Here is a 22,078-nt window from a genome sequence, read left to right as displayed (position 1 = left end):
ACGGCACCCGGCGCGCTCAGTAGGACTTGTCCTGGCCGAGCACGTGCTGGGCGACGAAGTTGAGGATCATCTCGCGGCTGACCGGGGCGATCCGGCCGGCCCGGACCGCCCCCAGCAGGGTCGCCACGCCGTACTCCGTGGTCATGCCGGCGCCGCCGAGCGCCTGGACGGCGGTGTCCACGGCGAGCGCCGCGGCCTCGCCGGCCGCGTACTTGGCCATGTTGCCGGCGACGCCGGCCTCCAGGTCGCGGCCGGCGTCGTAGAGGGTGGCCGCCTTGTGGATCATCAGGCGGGCCAGTTCCACCTGCACGGCCGCGTGGGCGAGCGGGTGGGCGACCCCCTGGTGCGAGCCGATGCTCTTCCCGCCCCACACCGTCCGCTTGGCGGTGTACTCGCTGGCCCGCTCGATGGCGTACCGGCCGGTGCCGGCGCCCATCGCGGCGACCGTGATCCGTTCGGGGTTGAGGCCGGAGAAGAGCGCGGGCAGCCCGGCGTCCAGGGATTCGCCGACCAGCGCGTCGCCGGGCAGCCGGACGTCGTCCAGGTAGAGCAGGAACTGGTTCTCCGGGGAGAGGATCTCCATGTCCAGCTTGGAGCGTTCCAGCCCGGGGGCGTCGGTCGGCACGATGAACAGCGCCGGCTTGAGCTTCTGTGGAGCAGCGTCCCCTGAGCCGGCACTGCCGTCTCCGACGGCGACCCGGGCCACCACCAGCACGTGCCCGGCCTCGTCGACGCCGGAGATGTAGCACTTGCGGCCGGTGAGCAGCCAGTCGTCGCCGTCGCGGCGGGCCACCGTGCCGAGCCGGTGGAAGTTCGACCCGGCCTCCGGCTCGGTGATCGCGAAGACGATCTTCTGTGAGCCGTCGGCGAGGCCGGGCAGGTGGCGCTTGCGCTGCTCGTCGGTGCCGTGCCTGGTGATGACGGTGGCCGCGATGGCGGGCGAGACCACGAGCAGCAGCAGCGGGCAGCCGGCCGCGGCCAGTTCCTCGCAGACGATGGCCAGCTCGGTGATGCCGCCGCCCCCGCCGCCGTACTCGGTGGGGATGTTGACGCCCAGGTAGCCGAGCCGCCCGGCCTCCTGCCAGAGCTCGGTGGTGTGCGTGCCGGCCCGGGCCTTCTCGACGAAGTAGCCGTGGCCGTACTTCCGCCCGAGCGCCCGGACCGCGTCGCGGAGCTGGTCCTGCTCGGGGGTGAGGTCGAAGTTCATCGCGGGTCCTCCTCGGAGTTGACCACGGCCAGCACGGCCCCGGTGTCGACCTGGCCGCCGGCCGGCACGGGCAGCTCCGCCACCACGCCGTCGGTCGGCGCCGGCACGGGGTGTTCGAGCTTCATCGCTTCGAGGGTCAGCAGCAGGTCGCCGGCGCTCACCCGCTGGCCGACCTCGACGTGCACCCGGGTCACCGCCCCGGGCAGCGGCGCGAGCAGCGACCCGGCCGCCAGCTCGGCGGTGGGCAGGGGGAAGCGGGGCAGCTCGGTGAGGCTCGCCGCCCCGTCCGGGCCGTCCACGAAGACCTCCGACCCCACCCGGTGTACGCGGAACGCCCGCCGCACCCCGTCGACGTCGAGCACGACGCGGTCCGGGGCGGCCTCGACCACGGTCACGGCCGGGAAGGCGTCGCCGGACGTCGTGTCGCCGCCCGCCGCTGACCCGTCCGGGCCGGTCGACGCCGGGGCCGGCGAAACCGACCAGTCGGCGAGAGCACCCGTGCGGTCGAGCCGGTACCGGACCTCGACCTCGCCGCCGTCCGCCCCGGTGAACCGGGTGACCTGCGGAAACGCTGGCACGTTGCGCCAGCCCGACGGCAGCCCGCCCAGCAGGGGCGCGGACGCCCGGCGCCCGGCGGCGCCCGCCAGCGCGGCGGCGAGGGCGGCCACGGGAAGCTGGTCGGTGGGGAGCAGCGGGGCGAAGACCTCGGGGTGCCGGTCCAGGAAGCCGGTGTCGATGTCCACGGCGCCGAACTCGGGGCTGCGCAGCACCCGGACCAGCAGGTCCCGGTTGGTGGCGACGCCGTGCAGCTCGGCCCGGGCCAGCGCGCCGGCGAGGGCGCGGACCGCCTCGGCCCGGGTGGGCGCCCAGGCGACCAGCTTGGCCAGCATCGAGTCGTAGTGGACGCTGACCGCGGAGCCGTCGGCCACGCCGGAGTCGAGTCGCAGGCCCTTCGTCCGGGTGAACTCGCCGGCCACCTCCGGGATCGCGAACCGGTGCAGCGTGCCGGTGGCCGGGCGGAAACCCTGCGCCGGGTCCTCGGCACAGAGCCGCACCTCGACGGCGTGGCCGTCGGCCGGCGGGGTGGCCGTCAGCGGCAGCGGCTCGCCCTCGGCGACGAGCAGTTGCAGCCGGACGAGATCCAGCCCGGTGGTCAGCTCCGTGACCGGGTGCTCCACCTGGAGGCGGGTGTTCATCTCCAGGAAGTGGACCTGCCCGTCGGGGGCGAGGAGGAACTCCACGGTGCCCGCGCCCACGTAGTCGACCGCCCGCCCGGCGGCCACCGCCGCCTCGTGCAGCCGCTCCCGCACCTCCGGGGGCAGGACGCCCGGCGCCTCCTCGACGATCTTCTGGTGCCGGCGCTGGATCGAGCAGTCGCGCGCCCCGAGGGCCACCACGGTGCCGTGGCTGTCGCCGAAGATCTGCACCTCGACATGCCGGCCGCGTTCGACGTACCGCTCGATGAAGACCGTGCCGTCGCCGAACGCGGCGGCCGCCTCGCGGCGCGCGCCCGCGACGGCCTCGGCGAGCCCGGCCGCGTCGCGGACCACCCGCATGCCCCGGCCGCCGCCGCCCGCGGCGGCCTTGACCAGCACCGGGAAGCCGGTCACCTGGCCGGCCTCGGTCCAGGTGGGCAGCATCGGCACGCCCGCGTCGGCGAGCAGCGCCTTGGCCGCCATCTTGTCGCCCATCGCCGCGATCGCCTTGGCCGGCGGGCCGACCCAGGTCAGCCCCGCGTCGGTGACCGCGGCCGCGAACTCCGCGTTCTCGGCCAGGAACCCGTAACCGGGGTGGACCGCGTCCGCGCCGGCCCGGCGGGCCGCGTCCAGGACCAGGTCGATCCGCAGGTACGTCTCGGCCGGCGTGTTGCCGGGCAGCCGGACGGCCTGGTCGGCCTCGGTCACGAAGGGCGCGCCGGCGTCCGCGTCGGAGTGCACGGCGACCGTCTCCACGCCGAGCGTCCGGCAGGTGGCGAAGACCCGGCGGGCGATCTCCCCCCGGTTGGCCACGAGCAGCCTGGTAATCATCGGCGCTGCGCCTTTCTTCCGTTCGCGACTGCGGGACTCCGCTTCGCTGCGTTCCTCGCGCTCACCGGTCACATCCGGAAGACGCCGAAGCCGTCGGCGCCCTTCACCGGTCCGTTGTGGATCGCCGACAGGCAGAGCCCGAGGACGGTACGGGTGTCCCGGGGGTCGATCACCCCGTCGTCATAGAGCCGGCCGGAGAGGAAGAGCGCCCCGGACTGGGACTCGATCTGCTGCTCGACCATCATCCGCATGGCGGCGTCGGACTCCTCGTCGTAGTCGCGGCCCCGGGCGGCTGCGGCCTGCCGGGCGACGATGGAGAGCACCCCGGCGAGCTGCGCCGGTCCCATGACGGCCGACTTCGCGTTCGGCCAGGTGAACAGGAACCGCGGCTCGTACGCCCGGCCGCACATGCCGTAGTTGCCGGCCCCGTAGGAGGCGCCCAGGTTGACGGTCAGGTGCGGGACCGTCGAGTTCGACACGGCGTTGATCATCAGGGCGCCGTGCTTGATGATGCCGCGCTGCTCGTACTCGGTGCCGACCATGTAGCCGGTGGTGTTCTGGAGGAAGACCAGCGGGGTGTCGGCGGCGTTGGCGAGCTGGATGAACTGGGCGGCCTTCTGCGCCTCCTCGCTGAACAGCACGCCCCGGGCGTTGGCCAGCACGCCCACCGGGTACCCGTGCAGCTCGCCCCAGCCGGTGACCAGGGCCGTCCCGTAGGCGGGCTTGAACTCGTCGAAGTCGCTGCCGTCCAGGACCCGCGCCAGCACGTCGCGCGGGTCGAACGGCACCTTGAGGTCGGCGCTGGCGATGCCGAGCAGCTCCTCGGGGTCGTACTTGGGTGGCGAGGGGAACGGGTTGCGTGGCGCGGGACCCTGCTTGCGCCAGTTGAGCCGGCGTACGCACTGCCGGGCCAGCCGGATGCCGTCCCGCTCGTCCTCGGCCAGGAAGTCGGCCAGGCCGGACGTCGCCGAGTGCATGACCGCGCCGCCCAGCGACTCGTCGTCGGTGACCTCGCCGGTGGCCATCTTCACCAGCGGCGGCCCGGCCAGGTAGACCTGCGACCGGTCCCGGATCATGATCGTGTAGTCCGACATGCCCGGCACGTACGCGCCACCCGCGGTGGCGTTGCCGAACACCACGCTGACCGTGGGGATCTTCGCCGCGGAGAGCCGGGTCAGGTCGCGGAACACCCGGCCGCCCGGGATGAAGATCTCGGCCTGGGTGGGCAGATCCGCACCGGCGCTCTCCACCAGGTTGACCATGGGCAGCCGGTTGGCCAGGGCGATCTCGCCGGCCCGGCGGGTCTTGGCGAGCGCCCAGGGGTTCACGGCGCCGCCGCGTACCGTCGGGTCGTTGGCGACGACCAGGCACTCCACGCCCTCGACCACCCCGATGCCGGTGACCGTGCTGGCCCCGACCGGAAAGTCGGTGCCGTACGCGGCCACCGGCGACAGCTCCAGGAACGGGCTGTCCTGGTCCAGCAGCAACTCGATCCGCTCCCGAGGGAGCAGCTTGCCCCGCTTGTGGTGGCGGGTCACGTACTTCTCGCCGCCACCGGCCCGGGCCTGGTCGAGCGCGGTCTCCAGCTCGGCGAGGCGGTCCAGCAGCGCCTCCCGGTTGGCCCGGTAGGCCGGCGAGGACGGGTCGAGCCCGCTGTCGAGTGTGGTCATCAAAGGCCCATGCCCTTCGCGATGATCTCGTTCATGATCTCCGTCGTGCCGCCGCCGATGCCCAGGATCCGGGCGTCGCGGTAGTGCCGTTCCACCTCGGCGTCGCGCAGGTAGCCGAAGCCCCCGTGCAGTTGCAGCGCCGCGTCGACGACGACGTCGCAGGCGGCCACGGCGACGTTCTTCGCCATCGCCACCTCGGTCACCACGGGCTGGCCGGCGACCACCCGCTCGGCCACGTCGTGCACGTACGCCCGGGCCGCCTCGGCGCGGGTGTGCATCTCGGCGAGCCGGTGCCGGACGAGCTGCCGGCTGGCCAGCGGGCGGCCGAAGGTGGACCGGTCCCGGCACCAGCGGGTGGCCAGTTCCACACAGCGCTGCGCCGTGGCGTAGGCCTGGGTGGCCAGGGACAGCCGCTCGGTGGCGAACTGCTGCATGATCGCCAGGAAGCCGGTGTCCTCCGGGCCGACCCGGTTCGTCACCGGCACCCGGACGTCGACGAAGGAGAGTTCGGCGGTGTCCGAGCAGTGCCACCCGAGCTTCTCCAGCCGCCGGCCGACGGTGAACCCGGGCAGGCCCTTCTCGATCACGAGCAGGCTCAGCGAGCCGGAGCCGGGGAAATCGGTGCAGACGGCCGTGGTCACGAAGTCGGACCGCGCGCCGCTGGTGATGTACGTCTTCGATCCGTTCACCACGTAGTGGTCGCCGTCCCGCCGCGCGCAGGTGCGGATGCCCGCCACGTCGGAGCCGCCGTCCGGCTCGGTGATCGCCAGCGCGCCGATCATCGTGCCGGCCAGCGTGGGCCGCACGTATCGCTCGATGAGGCCGTCGTCGTGCGAGGCGACCATGTGCGGCAGCGCGATGCCGTGGGTGAAGAGCGCGGCGATCAGCCCGGACGAACCGCCCGAGCGAATGATCTCCTCGGTCACCAGGAGCGAGTCGAGCAGGTCGCCGCCGCTGCCGCCGACCGACTCGGGGAAGCCGATGCCGAGCAGCCCGATCTTCGCGGCGGTCTCGTGCAGGGAGCGGGGCACCTCACCGGCCCGCTCCCAGTCGTCCAGGTGGGGCAGGACCTCCTTCGTCACGAAGGCCCGGGTCAGCTCGCGGAGCTGCCGCCGCTCGGGAGTGTCCACCATGGTCACGACGGCACCCCCGGGGTGAGGTCGGCGGGCAGGTCGACGAGCCGGGAGCGGAGCAGCTCGCCGAGCGCCTTGGCCTGCGGGTCGAAGCGGGTCGAGGCGGCCACCCCCTGGCCGAGCAGCCCCCGGATCACGAAGTTGACGGCGCGCAGGTTCGGCAGCTCGTACCGCTCGACGGTCAGCGGGGCGGTCTCCGGCAGCAGCTCGGCCAGCCGCGCCACGGTCAACCAGCCGCGCAGCCAGGCCCAGCCGGCGTCCGACCGGGCCCAGACGCCGAGGTTGGCGTCCCCGCCCTTGTCTCCCGACCGCGCACCGACCAGCTCGCCCAGCGGTGCCCGCCGGGTCGGGTGCAAGGAAGGGCCCCCTGTTAACGCCTCGCGTTGTAGAGGGGCCCCCTGCAAACACGTGACGGCGGGCGGCGGGATCGGCACCCGGGCCCCGTCGGGGAGCACGGCCACGTGCGCCACCGCGTCCTGGGGCACGGCGTCCGCGGTGAACACCCCGTACGGGGTGGCGTCGCCGGGCAGTGTGGTCAGCGTGCAGCCCGGATAGGAGGCCAGCGCCAGCTCCACCGCGGCCGCCGAGAAGGCCCGCCCGGCCCGCGCCTTGTCACCGTCCCGCAGGTGTACGTGCAGCAGCGCGCTCGCCGCCTCGGTGTCGGCGGCGTCCGGGTGGTCGGTCCGCGCCAGCGTGAACTCCAGCCCCTCCTTGCCGACCGCCTCCTCCAGCTGACCCCGGACCAGGGCCGCCTTGGCCGGGATGTCCAGCCCGCAGAGCACGAACGTCATCGAGTTGCGGAAGCCGCCCAGGTTGTTGACGCCCACCTTGAGGGTGTCCGGCGGGGGCGTGCCGCGGACCCCGGAGACCCGCACCCGGTCCGGCTCCTCCTGCGCCAGCTCCACGGTGTCCAGCCGGGTCACCACGTCCGGCCCCAGGTAGGCCGGCCCGCCCACCTCGTACAGCAGTTGGGCGGTGACCGTCTCGACGGTGACCGCACCGCCCGTGCCGGGGTGCTTGGTGAGCACCGACGAGCCGTCGGCGTGGATCTCGGCGATGGGGAAACCGGGCCGGTGCCCGCCGTCGGGCAGCTCGGTGAAGAAGCTGAAGTTGCCGCCGGTGACCTGCGCCCCGCACTCGATGAGGTGCCCGGCGACGGTGGCGCCGGCCAGCGCGTCGAGGTCGTCCCGGGTCCAGCCGAAGCGGGCGATGGCCGGGCCGACCGCCAGCGAGGCGTCACTCACCCGCCCCGTGACCACCACGTCCGCCCCGGCGTCGAGGCAGGCCGCGATCCCGAATGCCCCCAGGTACGCGTTCGCGGTCAGCGCGTCCGGCCGGGCCAGGGCGTCGCCCTCGACGTACCCGGTCCGGACGGTGAGGCCGAGCCGGTCGGCGAGCGCGCCGATCGCGGCGGCCAGCCCCGCCGGGTTGAGCCCGCCGGCGTTGGTGACCAGCCGGACCCCGCGCTCCAGCGCGGTGCCGAGGGTGCCCTCCAGCTGGCGCAGGAACGTCTTCGCGTAGCCGAGCGAGGGGTCGCGCATCCGGTCCCGGCCGAGGATCAGCATGGTCAGCTCGGCCAGGTAGTCGCCGGTCAGCACGTCCAGCTCGCCGCCGTCGAGCATCTCCCGCCAGGCGGTGAGGCGGTCGCCGTAGAAGCCGGAGGCGTTGCCGACCCGCAGCGCCGTCACCGGACCACCTCGCTGCCCGCCGCCTCCCGCTTGCCGCCGGGCGGCCCCGCGAACGCCTGGGCCACGTCGAGCCACTCGTCAGCGACGGGCCCGGTGGCGACCAGCGCCAGATCCGCGCGGTGGCGCCGCTGGGTGACCAGCAGGCAGAAGTCGAGCGCCGGGCCGGTGACCCGGTCGGCCGCGTCCGCCGGCCCGAAGGCCCAGGTGTCACCGTCGGTGGCGGCAAGCTCGACGCGGACCGGCGCCGTCGGCACCGCCCGGCCGTGGGCCGCGAAGCTGTGCCCGAGGGTACGGAAGCCCAGGTGCGCCACGTGCCGCAGCCGAGCCGTCGGGGCACGCCGGACGCCCAGCGCGTCGGCCACGTCCTCGCCGTGCGCCCAGGTCTCCATGAGCCGGGCGGTCGCCATCGAGGTGGGCGACATCCGGGTGCCGTACCAGGGCAGCTTCTCCCCGGCCGGGACGGCGGCCAGCGCCGTCGCGAGCGCCGCCCGGCCCGCCCGCCAGCGCGCCAGCAGCGCGGCGGCCGGGGCGAGGAACGACGCGGCGCCGTCGTCGACCAGCCGGGACGGGTCCGGGGCGGAGGTGACCGAGGCGAAGAACGCCGCCGCGTCGGTCGCCGCGAGGTGGGCGACGTGGTCGGTCCAGGCCAGGTGGGCGATCTGGTGGGCGAGGCTCCACCCGGGCGCCGGGGTCGGCCGCTCCCAGGCTTCCGGCGGCAGCGGCGCGACGAGGGCGTCGAGCTGCTCGGACTCGGCGGCCAGGTCCGCGAGCAGGGCTGTCAGGTCGACCATGGTGCCTCCGGGGGATCAGTGCGGCCGTGCGCTCCCGGGCGTCGGCGCTCCGGCGTCGGGGGTGAGCAGGGCGGCGAGTTGGCGCTTCCAGGTGTGCAGCAGGGCGGCGCGGCGGGTCGAGTCGTCGCTGAGCAGGTTGGCCACGCCGAGGCCGCGAAGTAGGTCGAGGGTGGCCTGCACCGCCTCGCGGACGCCGGGTCGCCGCTCGTCCACGCCGAGCAGCTCGACGGTCAGCCGGTGCATCTCCCGGCCGACCCGGGCTTCGAGGGGGACCAGGGCGTCGCGCAGCTCGGCGTCGGTGCGGGCGGCCACCCACAGTTCCAGCGCCGCGACGAAGAGCGGCCCGGTGAACGCGGCGGCGAGCAGGTCGACCACCCCGTCGAGGCGCCGCGGGCCGGCCGGCAGCGCCGCAGCCTCGGTGCGCAGCTCCACGGCCCGGCGCTCGGTGAGGTGGGTGACGGCGGCCGTGACCAGGGCCGCCCTGGTCGGGTAGTGGTGCAGCTGGGCACCCCGGGAGACGCCCGCCCGGGCCGCCACCACGGTCGTCGTCGTGCCGGACCAGCCGTGCTCCACCAGGCATTCGACGGTCGCCTCCAGCAGCCGGGCCTGGGTGGCGCGGCTGCGCTCCTGTTGAGGGACGCGGGTCGATGTGGCGGGCACGGGGACAGCGTGCCGTCCCCGAAACAAACAGTCAAGCTTGACTTTTTCTGAGCCCTGACCGAGCGATGTATACAATCCATGCGCATAGATCTAGCTGTCGGTCGATGGCTGGACTAACGTGCGCCTCACCAGATCAAGGAGGCGTGCCGTGACTCAACCTCCCGACCCATCCGAGACAGTCGCCCAGGTCGAACGGTTCGGCTACCGGCAGGAACTGAGCCGGACCCTCAGCTTCACCGACCTGCTCATCTACGGTCTGATCTTCATGGTGCCGATCGCGCCCTTCGGCATCTTCGGCAGCGTGTACTCCGGGTCCGGCGGCATGGTCGCGCTGGCCTACCTCATCGGCATGGTGGCGATGATGTTCACCGCCTCGTCGTACGCGCAGATGGTCCGCGCGTTCCCCATGGCCGGCTCCGTCTACAGCTACACCGGTCGCGGCATCGCACCGCCCGTCGGCTTCCTCGCCGGCTGGGTGATCCTGCTCGACTACGTTCTCGTGCCCGGCCTGCTCTACCTGGTGGCCAGCGTGGCCATGCACTCCCTCGTGCCCGGCGTGCCGGTGTGGGTGTGGCTGGCCGCCTTCGTCGTGCTCAACACCGTCGTCAACTACTTCGGCATCAAGATGACCGCCCGGGTCAACCGGGTGATGCTCGCCGCCGAGCTGGTCATCCTCGCGATCTTCCTGGTCGTCGGCGTGGTGGCGCTGGCGCAGGGCAAGGGTGCCGGCTTCTCGCTCCGGCCACTGTTCGACGCGGACACCTTCTCCTGGCCGCTGGTCTTCGGCGCGGTGTCGATCGCCGTGCTCTCCTTCCTCGGCTTCGACGGGATCTCCATGCTGGCCGAGGAGAGCCGCGAGGAGGCCCGGCAGATCGGCCGGGCGATGATCGCGGCGCTGCTGCTGGCCGGCGCCCTGTTCGTCGTGCAGACCTGGGTCGCGGCCCTGCTGGTGCCCGACGCGCCCGGCCTGCTCGACAACGGCGACCCCGAGGGAACCGCGTTCTACGACGCGGCCCGCGCGGCCGGCGGCGGCTGGCTGGCCGGGCTCACCGCCCTGGCCACCGCCATCGCCTGGGGCTTCGCCAACTCCCTGGTCGCGCAGGCCGCGACCTCCCGCCTGCTGTACGCGATGGCCCGCGACCGGCAGATGCCGCGCTTCCTCGCCCGGATCAACCCGAAACACAAGGTGCCGGCCAACGCCACCCTGCTGGTCGCCGGCATCTCCCTGGCGCTCGGCCTCTACATGGCCAGCCGGGACGACGGCATCTCGCTGCTGTCCACACTTGTCAACTTCGGCGCCATGACCGCGTTCCTGGCGCTGCACGTCTCGGTGGTGACCCACTACGTCGTGCGCAACGGCAGCCGGGACTGGTTGCGGCACCTCGTGGTGCCGGTGATCGGGTTCCTGATCCTGCTCTACGTCGTCATCAACGCCAAGGTCGCCGCCCAGGTGCTCGGCTTCGTCTGGTTGGGCGTCGGGCTGCTGGTCCTGCTGGCCTTCTACCTGACGGGCCGGCGTCCCGAGCTGGCTGCGCTCGTCGACGTCGCCCACGACAACACCGACGAGCCGGTGAAGGAGCCGCAGTGAACACCGACGTGGTGAAGTACCGGCCGGAGCCGGACGAGCTCTCCTACACCTTCGGCGGGCGCGAGGCGGTGCTCCGGGTGAGCCCGGGCACGATCCTCGAGCTGTACACCGAGGACTGTTTCGGCGGCCGGGTCCGCGGCACCGACGACCTGCCGTCGCAGGTCTGCCAGTTCCCGTACCTCAACCCGGTGACCGGGCCGATCCACATCGAGGGGGCCGAGCCCGGCGACACCCTGGCCGTGCACTTCATCTCCATCGAGCCGGCCCGGGACTGGGCGGTGTCCACCACCTTTCCGCACTTCGGCGCGCTCACCAGCACCCACACCACGGCGACCCTGCAACCCCCGCTCGACGAGGTGGTCTGGCGGTACGACGTCGACGTCGCGGCCGGCACGGCGACGTACCGGGCCCGCCGGGGCGACTACACCGTGGCGCTGCCACTGGACCCGATGCACGGCACCGCCGGGGTGGCACCCGGTGCCTTCGAGGCCCGGATGACGATCACCCCGGACGCGCACGGCGGCAACATGGACACCCCGGAGCTGCGGGCCGGCGTCACCGCGTACTTCGGGGTGAACGTGCCGGGAGCGCTCTTCGCCCTCGGCGACGGGCACTGCCGGCAGGGCCACGGCGAGGTCTGCGGCACCGGCATCGAGGCGGCCATGAACACCACGGTCGTCGTGGACGTCGTCAAGGGGGCCGGCACCCCGTGGCCGCGGCTGGAGTCGGACGACGCGCTCCTGTCCACCGGCTCGGCCCGCCCGCTGGAGGACGCCTACCGGATCAGCCAGCACGACCTGGTCACCTGGACCGCCGAGCTGGTGGGGCTGGACCAGCTCGACGCGTACCAGCTGGTCAGCCAGGCCGGTGAGGCGCCGGTCGGCAACGTGTGCGACACGAACTACACGATGGTGGCGAAGGTGGACAAGCGCTACCTGGGTGGCGTCGGCGCGTACGACGGGATGCACGCCCGGCTGCGCGAGACGGCCCGCCACTACCTGACCCACCGCTGACCGGCCGGAGGGCCGGCCGGGTCGCCCCGGCCGGTCCCGCCGCCGTCGAAATGTATTCACAAACCTCGTGCTGTCGCGCGGCCGTCGCGCGGGCCGAAGACGGCGAGGGCGTCCGCGTCCGAGTGGCGGGAGCGCAGGTACTCGTCGGCCCAGGCCGCGGCGTCCGGGAAGCCCGACTCGGCGGCCACCCGGGCACAGGCGGCGTCCACGTCGAAGCCGGTCCGGCGCAGCTGCACGCCTGGCCCGAGCAGCGCCCACCAGGCGCCCGCGCCCCCGTACGGCATGCCGATGCTGCCCGGGTTGACCACGAGGCGGCGGTCGACCAGCCGGGTGAACGGCATGTGGGTGTGGCCGCAGACCACCGTGCCCACCGCGGCCGGCAGCCCGGCGAAGACCTCGGCCCAGCGTTCCAGCCGGGAGTCGACCAGCACCACCTCCTCGTCGTCCCGGGGTGTGGCGTGGCAGAAGAGCACGTCGCTCAGGCCGGCGACCGGCAGCGTGACGGTCGGCGGGAGCGCGGCGAGCCGGGCCACCTGGTCGTCGCGGAGCTGGGTGGCGGCCCACTCGGACACCTCGATCCCGGCCGGCCGCCCGGCCCGCGCCTCGACCAGTTCGCGGTCTGCGTTGCCGCCGACCCAGCAGGCCCGGTCGCCGAGTGAGGCGAGCAGGTCGAGCACCTCGACCGGCTGCGGGCCGGCCGCGATGTCCCCGGTGAGCACGATCAGGTCGGCGGCGGCCACGTCCGGCTCGGCCAGGACGGCCTCCAGCGCCGGCAGCACGCCGTGGATGTCGGAGAGAACAGCTACCCGCTCGATCATCGGCCCAGCCTCCGCTGTGGCGGGCCGGCCGGTCCAGGAATTCTGCAGCCGGCAGAGACGGAACCGGTCGGATCGCGGGCCCACCGCGCCGGGCAGGCGGAACCGGTCGGATCGCGGGCCCACCGCGCCGGGCAGGCGGAACCGGTCGGATCGCGGGCCCACCGCGGCGGGCAGGCGGAACCGGTCCGGATCGCGGACCCACCGCGCCGGGAAGACGGAACCGGCCCGGGCCCGCGGAGGCGGGCACGGGCCGGGACGCCGGCGGAGGTGTCAGACCCGCGCGCGGCGGGCCAGGCGCTCCGGGTCGAGGATGATGATGCTCTTGCCGTCGAGCCGCAGCCAGCCGCGCGAGGCGAAGTCGGCCAGGGCCTTGTTGACGGTCTCCCGGGAGGCGCCGACGAGCTGGGCGATCTCCTCCTGGGTCAGGTCGTGGGTCACCCGCAGCACGCCGCCGTCGCGGGTGCCGAACCGGCCGGCCATCTGGAGCAGGTTCTTGGCGACCCGCCCGGGCACGTCGGTGAAGATCAGGTCGGCCAGCGAGTCGTTCGTCCGGCGCAGCCGGCGGGCCAGCACCCGCAGCAGCTGCTCGGCGATCTCGGGCCGGTTGTTCAGCCAGGGCCGCAGGGCCTGCTTGCGCAGCCGGACCAGCCGGGTGTCGGTGACCGCCGTGGCCGTCGCCGTACGCGGGCCGGGGTCGAAGAGCGACAGCTCACCGACCATGTCCGACGGGCCCATCACGGCGATCAGGTTCTGCCGGCCGTCCGCGGCGCGGCGACCCACCTTGATCTTGCCGGACAGGAGGATGTAGAGACTGTCGCCGGGCTCGCCCTCGTTGAAGACGACCTCGCCCTTGCGGACCTCGATCGTCTCCATCTCCTTGGCGAGCGCCTCGGCAGCCTCCGGGTCGACACCCTGGAAGATCCCGCTGCGGGCCAGTACCTCGTCCATCGCGCACCTCCGCTTGCGCGTGCCGTCCGTCGGCCGGGTCCGCCGTCCGCTGATCCCTCGCGCGCCGACCAGTCTAGGCGCACATGAGCACGAATCAGAGGTGCACCCCTGGAATCTTGATCGTTGGGCGTAACCTGCCCGACCCGGTCAACGACTAGGATCCCGCCTCCGTGCGGGTGGGCGCCACCGCCCCCACCTGTGATCGTAGGGTGACCGGCGTGCTGAGCGAGCCGTTCCTGACCAGCCGGCCCGAGGACGGGTCGGACATCCCGCTGCTGGTCTGGCGGGCCGAGGCGCCGCTGCTGGCGGTCGGCTCCGCCCCGCTGGGCGGGGGGATCGGCGTGCGCGGGTGGGTGGTCAACGCGACCGTGCCCATGTCGTACGACCGGGAGGACCCGGCCGCGCACCTAACCGAGCTGGCCGACGGGCTCGGCCTGGCCGGGCCCGGCGTCGGGCTGCTGACCGGCGTCGACGTGACCGACGTGGTGCCCCGGACGGACGGCGGCGTACGGGTCTGGGCGACGGTCGGGCTCGGCATGCCCGTCTGGGCCGCCGCGCCCGCCCCCGCGACCCCGGCCCAGCGGGTCGGCACGGTCAACATCGTCGTGTACGTGCCGGCCCGGCTGGGCGACGCCGCGCTGGTGAACGCGGTGGCCACGGCCACCGAGGCGAAGGCACAGGCGATCTGGGAGCTGGGGTTGCCGGCCACCGGCACCCCCACCGACGCGGTCACCGTCCTCTGCCCGGCCGACGGCGATCCGGCCCCGTACGGCGGCCCCCGCTCGGCCTGGGGCGCCCCGCTGGCGCGGGCCGTGCACGCGGCCGTCCTGGCCGGCGGCGCGGGCACCGTCGTGCCGTGGTCCCACCGGCGGGAGGGGTGAGCGTGGACCGGCCCCGGCCCGGCCGACGGGTTTTCCGACCGATCGGCCCTCGTCGCCGCGCTTCCGGGCCGGTAGCGTCGCCCACGATGTACGCTCCCGCCCTCTCCGTGTCTGGTCCCCGTCGCCGCCGCTCCGCCGGCCCCCGCGCCCGCCTGGCCGCCGCCGTCGGCGCCGTGCTCGTCGTCCTGCTCGCCGCCGGTTGCGGCGACGCCGGCTCCGGCGACGGGCCCCTCTGGCAGCCGGGCCAGGGCGGGGGCTCGACCGCATCCGGGGGGCCGGCCGAGGGCGACCAGGCCGCCGCGCCGAGCGGGTCGACCGAAAAGTCGATCTCGCTGACCGCGACCGGGGACGTGATCATGGGCAACGCCCCGTCCCGGCTCCCGGGCAACGGCGGGAAGGGCTTCTTCGACGACGTCAAGGCCGCCCTCAAGGGCGACCTCGTGATGGGCAACCTGGAGGAGCCGCTCACCGACGACACCGGCGCCGGCAAGTGCGGCCCGAAGCCGAAGAACTGCTACCAGTTCCGGGCACCCCCGGGCTGGGCAGCGCACCTGCGCTCCGCCGGGTTCCAACTGCTCAACCAGGCCAACAACCACGGCTACGACTACGGCCAGCAGGGCTACGAGAACACCCAGTCGGCGCTGGAGGCGCACGGGCTCAAGCACACCGGCGCGCCCGGCGAGATCACCGTGGTCGACGTCAAGGGCGTGAAGGTCGCCGTGGTTGGCTTCTCGTCGTACCCGTGGTCGAACAGCCTGGTCGACATCGACGCCGCTAAGCAGGTCATCACCATGGCCAAGGGCATGGCCGACCTGGTCGTGGTGCAGGTGCACATGGGCGCCGAGGGCCCCGACCGCACCCGGGTGAAGCCGGGCACCGAGATGTACTTCGGGGAGAACCGGGGCGACCCGATCCGCTTCTCCCACGCCGTGATCGACGCCGGCGCCGACCTGGTGATCGGGCACGGCCCGCACGTGCTGCGCGGCATGGAGTTCTACAAGGGGCGCCTGATCGCCTACAGCCTGGGCAACTTCGCCGGCGGCGGGAAGTCGCTGAACAGCGCCGGCCGGCTGGGCTGGGGTGGCGTGCTGAAGGTCTCGCTGACCGCGGAGGGCCGCTTCGTCGGGGGCGAGTTCACCTCGACCGCGATGAACAGCTCTGGCCGTCCGGCCGTCGACGGGCAGGACCGGGGCCTCGGGCTCGTCCGCGAGGTCAGCCGGGCCGACTTCCCGGAGACCGGCGCCAAGGTCGACGGGAGCGGCAAGATCAGCGCTCCGGCGGGCGGCTGAGGACACCGACGCCCGCGTGGGCCCGACGGGACGTCGCCCCCGCGACGTAGGCTGACCGGCGTGACCACGCCCTCCCCCGAGACCGACCTCGGTCGCACCCGCCGGGCCCGGCGGATCGGCCGGGTGCTCACCGAGACCCACCCCGACGCGCACTGTGAACTCGACCACTCCAACGCGCTGGAGCTGGCCGTCGCCACGATCCTGTCGGCGCAGTGCACGGACAAGAAGGTCAACGAGGTCACCCCGAAGCTGTTCGCCCGCTACCGCACTGCGGCGGACTACGCCGGGGCCGACCGCGCCGAGCTGGAGGAGCTGATCCGGCCCACCGGCTTCTACCGCAACAAGACCAGCTCACTGATCAACCTGGGCCAGGCTCTCTGCGAACGCTACGACGGCGAGGTTCCCGGCCGGCTGGCCGACCTGGTCACCCTCCCGGGCATCGGGCGCAAGACCGCCAACGTGATTCTCGGCAACGCCTTCGACGTCCCCGGCATCACCGTCGACACCCACTTCCAGCGGCTGGTGCAGCGCTGGCGGCTGACCACCGAGACCGACCCGGTCAAGATCGAGCACGCGATCGGCGCGCTCTACCCGAAGCGCGACTGGACCATGCTGTCGCACCGGATCATCTTCCACGGCCGGCGGGTCTGCCACGCCCGCAAGCCGGCCTGCGGCGCCTGCACGCTGGCGAAGCTCTGCCCCTCGTACGGCACCGGGCCGACCGATCCGGTGGCCGCGGCCAAGCTGCTCAAGGGGCCCCGCGCCCGGGACCTGGCGGCGGCCGTCGGCCTCGACCCCGACCTGGTGCCGCAGCAGGCCGTCGCGGCGGAGGTGCCGTGACCCGCCGACTCGCCCACCTGCTCGTCCCGCTGCTGCTCGCGGTCGCCGGCTGCACCGCCACGACCGAGGAGCCGGCCGGCCCGGCACCGGCCACCCGCGCCGAGCGCCCCTCGCCGTTCGCCGACTGCGCCCCGTTGACCGCCGCGCCGACGTCCGGCCCGGCCCCGTCCGGCGCCGCCGGCGATCCACTGCCCGACCTGGCGCTCTCCTGCTTCACCGGGGGCGCCCCCGTGAACGTGCGCGATATCAGGGGGCCGGCGGTGATCAACGTGTGGGCGTCCTGGTGCCCGCCCTGCCGCAAGGAGCTGCCCGCCTTCCAGCGGCTCAGCGAGCGGGCCGGCGGCCGGTTCCAGGTGATCGGGGTCAACAGCCGGGACAGCCGCGGCGGCGCGCAGTCCATCGGCGAGGACTTCGGCGTCCGGTTCCCCATGCTGGTCGACCAGGGGGACGCGTTCGAGCGGGCGCTCGGCCGCAACGCCTTCCCGCTGACCGTCCTGGTCGACGCCGACGGGCGGATCCGGCACACCGACTCGACCGGCGCGCTGGACGACGCCCGCCTCGCCGAGCTGGTCCGCACCCACCTCGGGGTGCGGCTGTGACCCCGCGGCCGCCGGACTGGCTCGACCCGCTGCTCGGCCGGCTCGGCACCGCGCGGGCCGAGGACTTCACCCGGCTCACCACCCCGGAGAGCGGCGGCCGGGAGAGCGCCGTGCTGGTGCTGCTCGGCGAGGAGCCCGGCGTCGGCCCGGATGTGCTGGTCCTCCAGCGCGCCGCCACGCTGCGCAACCACGCCGGGCAGCCGGCCTTCCCCGGCGGGGCGGCCGACCCGGAGGACGCCGACGCCAGCGCCACCGCACTGCGCGAGGCGAACGAGGAGGTCGACCTCGACCCGGCCAGCGTGACCGTGCTGGCCGAGCTGCCCAAGCTGTGGATCCCGGTCAGCGACTTCGTGGTCACCCCCGTGCTCGCCTGGTGGCACGCCCCGCACCCGGTGCACCCGCGCGAGCCGGCCGAGGTGGCGCACGTCGCCCGGCTGCCGGTCGCCGAGCTGGTCGACCCGGAGAACCGGATGCGGGTACGCCACCCGAGCGGCTGGATCGGCCCGGCCTTCTCGGTGCGCGGCATGCTGGTCTGGGGCTTCACGGCCGGGGTGCTGAACACGCTGCTGGACATGGGCGGCTGGGCCCGCCCGTGGCCGCGTTCCCGGGTGGTGGAGCTGCCGCCGGCCGGTGCCGCCCCGGCCCCCTCCGCCGGCACCGACGCGGTCGACGAGAGCCCCGTCCGCTGACCCGGCGGGCATCACCCGCACGGATCCGAAGGTCACGTTCAGCGAGCGGTCAGCCTGTTGCGGGCACGGTGCCCGTACCCTGGGGGCGTGTCCGCCGTGGATCTCGTACTGCTCCTGCTCATGCTCGTGTTCGCGATCAGCGGATACCGTCAGGGTTTCGTCATCGGGGCCCTCTCGTTCTCCGGCTTCTTCCTGGGCGCGCTGCTCGGCCTGCAGCTCGGGCCCCTGGTCGCCCGGCAGTTCAGCGACAGCGGGACCCGCGTGCTGATCTCCCTGGTCGCCATCTTCGGGCTGGCCGTGCTGGGGCAGGCGCTGGCCGGCTGGCTGGGCTCGAACCTCCGGGCCGCGATCACCGGGCCGGCCGGGCGGAAGATCGACGACGCCGGCGGCGCGGTCATCTCGGTCTTCGCGGTCATGCTGGTGGCCTGGCTGGTCGCCGTGCCGCTGGGCTCCTCGTCGGTGCCCTGGCTGGCCTCCTCGGTGCGCAACAGCGCCCTGCTCACCGTGGTCGACCGGGTCCTGCCGGACCAGGCGCAGGAGCTGTCCACGGCACTGCGCGACACGGTCGACACCAACGGCTTCCCGGACGTCTTCGGCGACCTCGCGCCGACCCGGGCCCGGCAGGTCTCCCCGCCTGACCCGACGCTGGCCAACTCGCAGGTGGTGAAGAACAGCCAGCGGGCGGTGGTGAAGGTGCTGGGCTCCGCGCCGAGCTGCGCGCGCCGCATCGAGGGCTCCGGGTTCGTCTACGCCGACGACCGGGTGATGACCAACGCGCACGTGGTGGCGGGCACCCGGTCGGTGGCCGTGGAGCTGCGCGGCGAGCGCTACGACGGCGAGGTCGTCGTCTACGACCCCGCGCGGGACCTGGCCGTGCTGCACGTTCCGGGGCTGCCGGGGCCGTCGCTGCGCTTCGCCGCCGGCGAGGCCGGCAGCGGGGCCGACGCCATCGTGCTGGGCTTCCCCCTCGACGGCCCGTACGACGCCCGCCCGGCCCGGATCCGGGACGTCGACCGGATCACCGGGCCGGACATCTACTCGTCCGGTGACGTGACCCGGGAGATCTACACGATCCGGGCGCTGGTCCGCAGCGGCAACTCGGGCGGCCCGCTGGTCTCCTCGAACGGGCTGGTGCTGGGCGTGATCTTCGCGGCCGCCGCGGACGACCCGAACACCGGCTTCGCGGTGACCGCCGCTGAGGCCCGGTCGGTGGCGCTGGCCGGCGCGGAGCGTACCCGGGGGGTCGCCACCGGCGAGTGCACCTGAGCCGCCGGTGATCCAGCCGCCGCCGGTGGTCAGCCGGCGGTGGTCCTCGCCGGGGTCACGTCGCCGCCGGAACGGCCGAGCGGCAGCCTGGCCCGGCCCCAGGTGCGCGTGCGGTCCAGCACCGCGCGCGCCATGATCGCCACGCAGGCGCCGCCGTTGAGGAAGGACGCCAGCACGTCGCTCGGGTGGTGCATGCCCCGGTACATCCGGGTGAGCGCGACCCCGACCGGCACCAGCACGAGAAGGGCCCACCAGCCGACCTTGGCCGGTGTGCTCCGCGCCCGCAGCGCGAGCAGCACCGCGATGCCGACGTAGAGCGCCATCGCCGCCGAGGTGTGCCCCGAGGGGAAGCTGGAGGTCGGCGGCGAGTCGTCCATGTGCTCGACGGCCGGCCGGCCGCGGTCGATGACCATCGTGGTGAAGAGGAAGATCAGCGCCTGCGCGCTCACCGCGGCGCAGAGGAAGATCGGCTCCCGCCAGCGGTGCAGCACCAGCCGCAGCACCAGCGCCACCAGCACGGTCACCACCACGATCAGCTGGGTGCTGGCCAGCGTGCTGAACACCAGCGAGACGTCGTTCCAGCCGGACGTCCGGTGCGCGGCCAACTCGCGGTTGACCGTGTCCTCGACGGTGAACGGCCAGGTCGTCTCGAGCACCCGGGTGACCAGCAGGCCCAACCCCACCAGGACGGCGAAGAGCAGGGTGACCGGCAGCAGCACCCGCCGGGCGATCTGGACCGCGACATCGGACATGGGGCGCTCAATACCCCGACCGGTGCCCGACTACGCGCGGCGGCCGTCCGGCTCCGGCTCGGCCAGCTCCGGCTCGACCCCCTCCCGGACCGTACGCGCCGGCCGCCGGCCGACCCGGGTCCGCCAGGTGGAGAACGCGGCCGCGGTGGCGGCCACCACCGCCACGCCGAGCAGCCAGCCGCCGACCACGTCACTGGTCCAGTGCACGCCCAGCGCGATCCGGCTGAGCCCGGTCAGCACCGCGATCAGCGCCGCGGCCGCCCAGAGCGCGCCGCGCCACGGCCGGCTGTGCCGGGCGAACGGCAGGAACACCAGCAGGAGCACCCCGGCGGCCAGGGTGGCGTTCAGCGCGTGCCCGGACGGGAAGGAGTAGCCGGCCGCCCGGGCCACCGGGTCGAGCAGGTCCGGCCGGTGCCGGCCCACGAGCAGCTTGAGGAGCGCGCCGAGCAGCCCACCGACGGTCATCGTGGTGACCACCCAGAGGGCCAGCCGGGGCGCGCCGCGCCACAGCAGCCACACCACCACCCCGAGGGCGGCCACCCGGAGCGGGCCGGGCCCGAAGACGTGGGTCCAGACCTCCGTCAGCCGGACCCAGGCCGGGTGGTCGACGGCGTACCCGTGCAGCGCGCCGGTGATCGCGGCGTCCAGCCGGGACAGCGGCGACCACGCGCCCAGCACCAGCAGCGCGAGCAGGGCGAACGGCACCAGCACCAGGAACGCGGCGGTGGCGGCCAGGGTCAGCCGGAGCCCCAGCGAATGGTCCGGGTCGAGGCGGCGACGCCGCCAGGACCGCTCGCGAGTGGAGATCAGACCGCCGGGCGTGTTCATGCGCTGTTCCCTACCCAGGGTGAGGCCCGGTCAGACCGTCGTCGGTCAGCGGCGGGACTGGCGCATCCGGCGGACCACCAGCGCGGCGCTGGTGACCAGGGCGACGAACAGGGCGAGCCCCGGCCAGAGCCGCTCCCGCGCCGACTCGGCGACCTGTCCGGCCGGGCGGGCCGCCCACCGGGTCTGCTGCTCCGGTGCGGCGACGGCGAACGGGTCGCCGCCCGCCCCGGCGGCCGTGGTGTCCGGGCCCATGCCGGGCGCCCAGCCGAAGCCCGCCGTTCCGGGGGAGCCGTTGTCGTCGAGCGGGTTGCGCGGCACCGGCGGCACGTCGGCGGTCAGCGCCGCCACCGGATCCACCATGCCGTAGCCGAACCGGTCGTCGCGGCCCGTGGGCCCCAGGTCCCGGGCCGTGGTGATGATCCGGTTGACCACGTCCGCGGCCGACATCTGCGGGTACCGGGCCCGGACCAGGGCCGCCGTCGCCGCGACCAGCGGAGCCGCGAAGCTGGTTCCCTGCACCAGCCAGTATCCGCCGGGACGGGCGCCGTTGATGGCGGTGGCCGGGGCGCTGAGCACCGTCTCGTGACCGGTGATGGAGCCGGACCAGAGGTTGTCGTTCCCGTCCAGCCCCGTGACGGCGAGGACGCCCGGCTCGCGGGCCGGGTACCAGACGTCGCGGCCCTTCGAGGTGGCCAGGTTGCCCGTGCAGGCGACCACCACGACGTTGCGGGCGAAGGCGTAGTCGATGGCGGCGGCCAGGGACTCGCTCGTGTCGCTGCCGCCGAGGGAAAGGTTGATCACCCGAGCGCCGTGGTCGACCGCCCAGCGGACCCCGTCGGCGACGGTGCCCGCGTCGTCGTACCGGTTCTCCTGGTCGAGCACCCGGACCGGGAGGATCTTGGCATCCGGTGCCAGCCCGACCGCGCCGCGGTCGTCGTCCCTGCGCCCGGCGATGAGGCCGGCCACGGTGGTGCCGTGCCCCACCGGGTCGGGCCCGTCGACGCCGCCAGAAACCAGGTCCACGCCGGACAGCACCTGGCCGGCCAGGTCCGGGTGGGAAGCGTCCACGCCGGAGTCGACCACCGCGACGATGACGCCCCGACCGGTGGAGGTCTGCCACGCGGCCTGTGCCCGCAACGCGGCGAGTTGCCACTGGCCGTCGCGGGTCGGGTCCGCCCCGGTGAACTCGTCCACCGGCGCCAGGCGGGCGGCTTCCGGTGCTGCGGTGGCCGGGGCGGGCGGGGCGAGCGGACCGGCCACGGCGGCCACGGCCGCCACCGCGGCCAGCAGCGCGCGACCGGCGAGACGCCGGGGAGGCGCGGTGGGAACTCCCTGCCGATCCCTGGTCACATTCCCCAGCCATTTCATCGCGTCAGACACATGCTGCTCGG

20 protein-coding genes are annotated in these 22,078 nt (G+C 74.1%); 8 read left to right on the top strand and 12 right to left on the bottom strand.

Annotation, left to right across the window (positions count from 1 at the left end; all coding sequences use genetic code 11):
* Window positions 1-16: 16 nt before the first annotated feature.
* The 7 genes from ABZS80_RS09935 to ABZS80_RS09905 all read right to left on the bottom strand — a co-directional run bounded on the left by ABZS80_RS09935 (window position 17) and on the right by ABZS80_RS09905 (window position 9,176).
* Window positions 17-1,207, bottom strand: a complete 1,191-nt coding sequence (locus tag ABZS80_RS09935; protein ID WP_355055365.1) for an acyl-CoA dehydrogenase family protein — start codon at window positions 1,205-1,207, stop codon at window positions 17-19.
* On the bottom strand, window positions 1,204-3,234 hold the full coding sequence (locus ABZS80_RS09930; protein ID WP_355055364.1) for a biotin carboxylase N-terminal domain-containing protein: 2,031 nt from the start codon (window positions 3,232-3,234) through the stop codon (window positions 1,204-1,206). Before ABZS80_RS09930 ends, ABZS80_RS09935 begins: the two co-directional genes overlap by 4 nt.
* Before the next feature lie 68 nt (window positions 3,235-3,302).
* Window positions 3,303-4,904, bottom strand: coding sequence for a carboxyl transferase domain-containing protein (locus ABZS80_RS09925; protein WP_355055363.1), 1,602 nt, complete (start codon window positions 4,902-4,904; stop codon window positions 3,303-3,305).
* Window positions 4,904-6,043 carry an acyl-CoA dehydrogenase family protein gene (locus ABZS80_RS09920; RefSeq protein ID WP_355055362.1) on the bottom strand — a complete coding sequence of 380 codons (1,140 nt, stop codon included), beginning with the start codon at window positions 6,041-6,043 and terminating at the stop codon, window positions 4,904-4,906. Before ABZS80_RS09920 ends, ABZS80_RS09925 begins: the two co-directional genes overlap by 1 nt.
* A complete protein-coding gene (locus tag ABZS80_RS09915) occupies window positions 6,040-7,725 on the bottom strand; it encodes an acyclic terpene utilization AtuA family protein (protein ID WP_355055360.1) in 1,686 nt (561 codons plus the stop codon). The genes ABZS80_RS09920 and ABZS80_RS09915 overlap by 4 nt, the downstream gene beginning before the upstream one ends.
* Window positions 7,722-8,516: a TIGR03084 family metal-binding protein gene (locus ABZS80_RS09910; RefSeq protein WP_355055359.1), complete on the bottom strand. Its 795-nt coding sequence runs from the start codon at window positions 8,514-8,516 to the stop codon at window positions 7,722-7,724. Before ABZS80_RS09910 ends, ABZS80_RS09915 begins: the two co-directional genes overlap by 4 nt.
* A gap of 15 nt (window positions 8,517-8,531) precedes the next feature.
* Window positions 8,532-9,176, bottom strand: a complete 645-nt coding sequence (locus ABZS80_RS09905) for a TetR/AcrR family transcriptional regulator (RefSeq protein ID WP_355055358.1) — start codon at window positions 9,174-9,176, stop codon at window positions 8,532-8,534.
* 148 nt (window positions 9,177-9,324) lie between these two features.
* On the opposite strand from ABZS80_RS09905, the gene ABZS80_RS09900 reads away from it, so the two are divergent.
* On the top strand, window positions 9,325-10,764 hold the full coding sequence (locus tag ABZS80_RS09900) for an APC family permease (protein ID WP_355055356.1): 1,440 nt from the start codon (window positions 9,325-9,327) through the stop codon (window positions 10,762-10,764).
* On the top strand, window positions 10,761-11,777 hold the full coding sequence (locus ABZS80_RS09895) for an acetamidase/formamidase family protein (RefSeq protein WP_355055355.1): 1,017 nt from the start codon (window positions 10,761-10,763) through the stop codon (window positions 11,775-11,777). Before ABZS80_RS09900 ends, ABZS80_RS09895 begins: the two co-directional genes overlap by 4 nt.
* Before the next feature lie 56 nt (window positions 11,778-11,833).
* Here the strand turns inward: ABZS80_RS09895 and ABZS80_RS09890 are convergent, their stop codons facing one another.
* A complete protein-coding gene (locus tag ABZS80_RS09890; protein WP_355055354.1) occupies window positions 11,834-12,595 on the bottom strand; it encodes a metallophosphoesterase family protein in 762 nt (253 codons plus the stop codon).
* Between the two features lie 270 nt (window positions 12,596-12,865).
* On the bottom strand, window positions 12,866-13,543 hold the full coding sequence (locus ABZS80_RS09885; protein WP_007073398.1) for a Crp/Fnr family transcriptional regulator: 678 nt from the start codon (window positions 13,541-13,543) through the stop codon (window positions 12,866-12,868).
* A gap of 218 nt (window positions 13,544-13,761) precedes the next feature.
* Between ABZS80_RS09885 and ABZS80_RS09880 the strand changes: the two genes are divergently transcribed.
* The 6 genes from ABZS80_RS09880 (at window position 13,762) to ABZS80_RS09855 (ending at window position 19,107) form a co-directional block, all read left to right on the top strand.
* Window positions 13,762-14,424, top strand: coding sequence for an adenosylcobinamide amidohydrolase (locus ABZS80_RS09880; RefSeq protein ID WP_355055353.1), 663 nt, complete (start codon window positions 13,762-13,764; stop codon window positions 14,422-14,424).
* A 107-nt stretch (window positions 14,425-14,531) separates the two neighbouring features.
* Window positions 14,532-15,713: a CapA family protein gene (locus ABZS80_RS09875; RefSeq protein WP_355055351.1), complete on the top strand. Its 1,182-nt coding sequence runs from the start codon at window positions 14,532-14,534 to the stop codon at window positions 15,711-15,713.
* Between the two features lie 60 nt (window positions 15,714-15,773).
* The gene (gene nth / locus ABZS80_RS09870; protein WP_151464881.1) at window positions 15,774-16,553 is read left to right on the top strand and encodes an endonuclease III; all 780 of its coding nucleotides are present in this window, start codon (window positions 15,774-15,776) and stop codon (window positions 16,551-16,553) included.
* Window positions 16,550-17,152, top strand: coding sequence for a TlpA disulfide reductase family protein (locus ABZS80_RS09865; protein WP_355055350.1), 603 nt, complete (start codon window positions 16,550-16,552; stop codon window positions 17,150-17,152). The genes nth and ABZS80_RS09865 overlap by 4 nt, the downstream gene beginning before the upstream one ends.
* The gene (locus tag ABZS80_RS09860; RefSeq protein ID WP_355055349.1) at window positions 17,149-17,841 is read left to right on the top strand and encodes a CoA pyrophosphatase; all 693 of its coding nucleotides are present in this window, start codon (window positions 17,149-17,151) and stop codon (window positions 17,839-17,841) included. The genes ABZS80_RS09865 and ABZS80_RS09860 overlap by 4 nt, the downstream gene beginning before the upstream one ends.
* Window positions 17,842-17,928: 87 nt before the next feature.
* Window positions 17,929-19,107 (top strand): MarP family serine protease, encoded by a 1,179-nt coding sequence (locus ABZS80_RS09855; protein WP_151464884.1) that lies wholly within the window; start codon window positions 17,929-17,931, stop codon window positions 19,105-19,107.
* A 29-nt stretch (window positions 19,108-19,136) separates the two neighbouring features.
* Here the strand turns inward: ABZS80_RS09855 and ABZS80_RS09850 are convergent, their stop codons facing one another.
* Genes ABZS80_RS09850 through mycP form a run of 3 tightly spaced genes read right to left on the bottom strand, consistent with a single transcriptional unit; the run spans window position 19,137 to window position 22,055 of the window.
* Window positions 19,137-19,859 (bottom strand): phosphatase PAP2 family protein, encoded by a 723-nt coding sequence (locus ABZS80_RS09850; RefSeq protein ID WP_355055347.1) that lies wholly within the window; start codon window positions 19,857-19,859, stop codon window positions 19,137-19,139.
* A gap of 30 nt (window positions 19,860-19,889) precedes the next feature.
* Entirely contained in the window at window positions 19,890-20,687 is a 798-nt protein-coding gene (locus ABZS80_RS09845) for a phosphatase PAP2 family protein (RefSeq protein WP_355055346.1), read from the bottom strand.
* A 45-nt stretch (window positions 20,688-20,732) separates the two neighbouring features.
* Window positions 20,733-22,055 (bottom strand): type VII secretion-associated serine protease mycosin, encoded by a 1,323-nt coding sequence (gene mycP, locus ABZS80_RS09840; RefSeq protein WP_355055345.1) that lies wholly within the window; start codon window positions 22,053-22,055, stop codon window positions 20,733-20,735.
* Between the last annotated feature and the right edge of the window lie 23 nt (window positions 22,056-22,078).

This window comes from Micromonospora sp. NPDC005305 (assembly GCF_040607315.1).
Lineage (GTDB): Bacteria > Actinomycetota > Actinomycetes > Mycobacteriales > Micromonosporaceae > Micromonospora.
Note: the sequence above shows the minus strand (reverse complement) of the source record. Positions and strands in the feature narration are given on the sequence as shown.

Excerpts from the sequence above, each read along its gene's own strand:
- ABZS80_RS09935 (WP_355055365.1), bottom strand. The coding sequence starts at position 1,207 with ATGAACTTCGACCTCACCCCCGAGCAGGACCAGCTCCGCGACGCGGTC.
- ABZS80_RS09930 (WP_355055364.1), bottom strand. The coding sequence starts at position 3,234 with ATGATTACCAGGCTGCTCGTGGCCAACCGGGGGGAGATCGCCCGCCGG.
- ABZS80_RS09925 (WP_355055363.1), bottom strand. The coding sequence starts at position 4,904 with ATGACCACACTCGACAGCGGGCTCGACCCGTCCTCGCCGGCCTACCGG.
- ABZS80_RS09910 (WP_355055359.1), bottom strand. The coding sequence starts at position 8,516 with ATGGTCGACCTGACAGCCCTGCTCGCGGACCTGGCCGCCGAGTCCGAG.
- ABZS80_RS09890 (WP_355055354.1), bottom strand. The coding sequence starts at position 12,595 with ATGATCGAGCGGGTAGCTGTTCTCTCCGACATCCACGGCGTGCTGCCG.
- ABZS80_RS09885 (WP_007073398.1), bottom strand. The coding sequence starts at position 13,543 with ATGGACGAGGTACTGGCCCGCAGCGGGATCTTCCAGGGTGTCGACCCG.
- ABZS80_RS09850 (WP_355055347.1), bottom strand. The coding sequence starts at position 19,859 with ATGTCCGATGTCGCGGTCCAGATCGCCCGGCGGGTGCTGCTGCCGGTC.
- ABZS80_RS09845 (WP_355055346.1), bottom strand. The coding sequence starts at position 20,687 with ATGAACACGCCCGGCGGTCTGATCTCCACTCGCGAGCGGTCCTGGCGG.
- mycP (WP_355055345.1), bottom strand. The coding sequence starts at position 22,055 with ATGAAATGGCTGGGGAATGTGACCAGGGATCGGCAGGGAGTTCCCACC.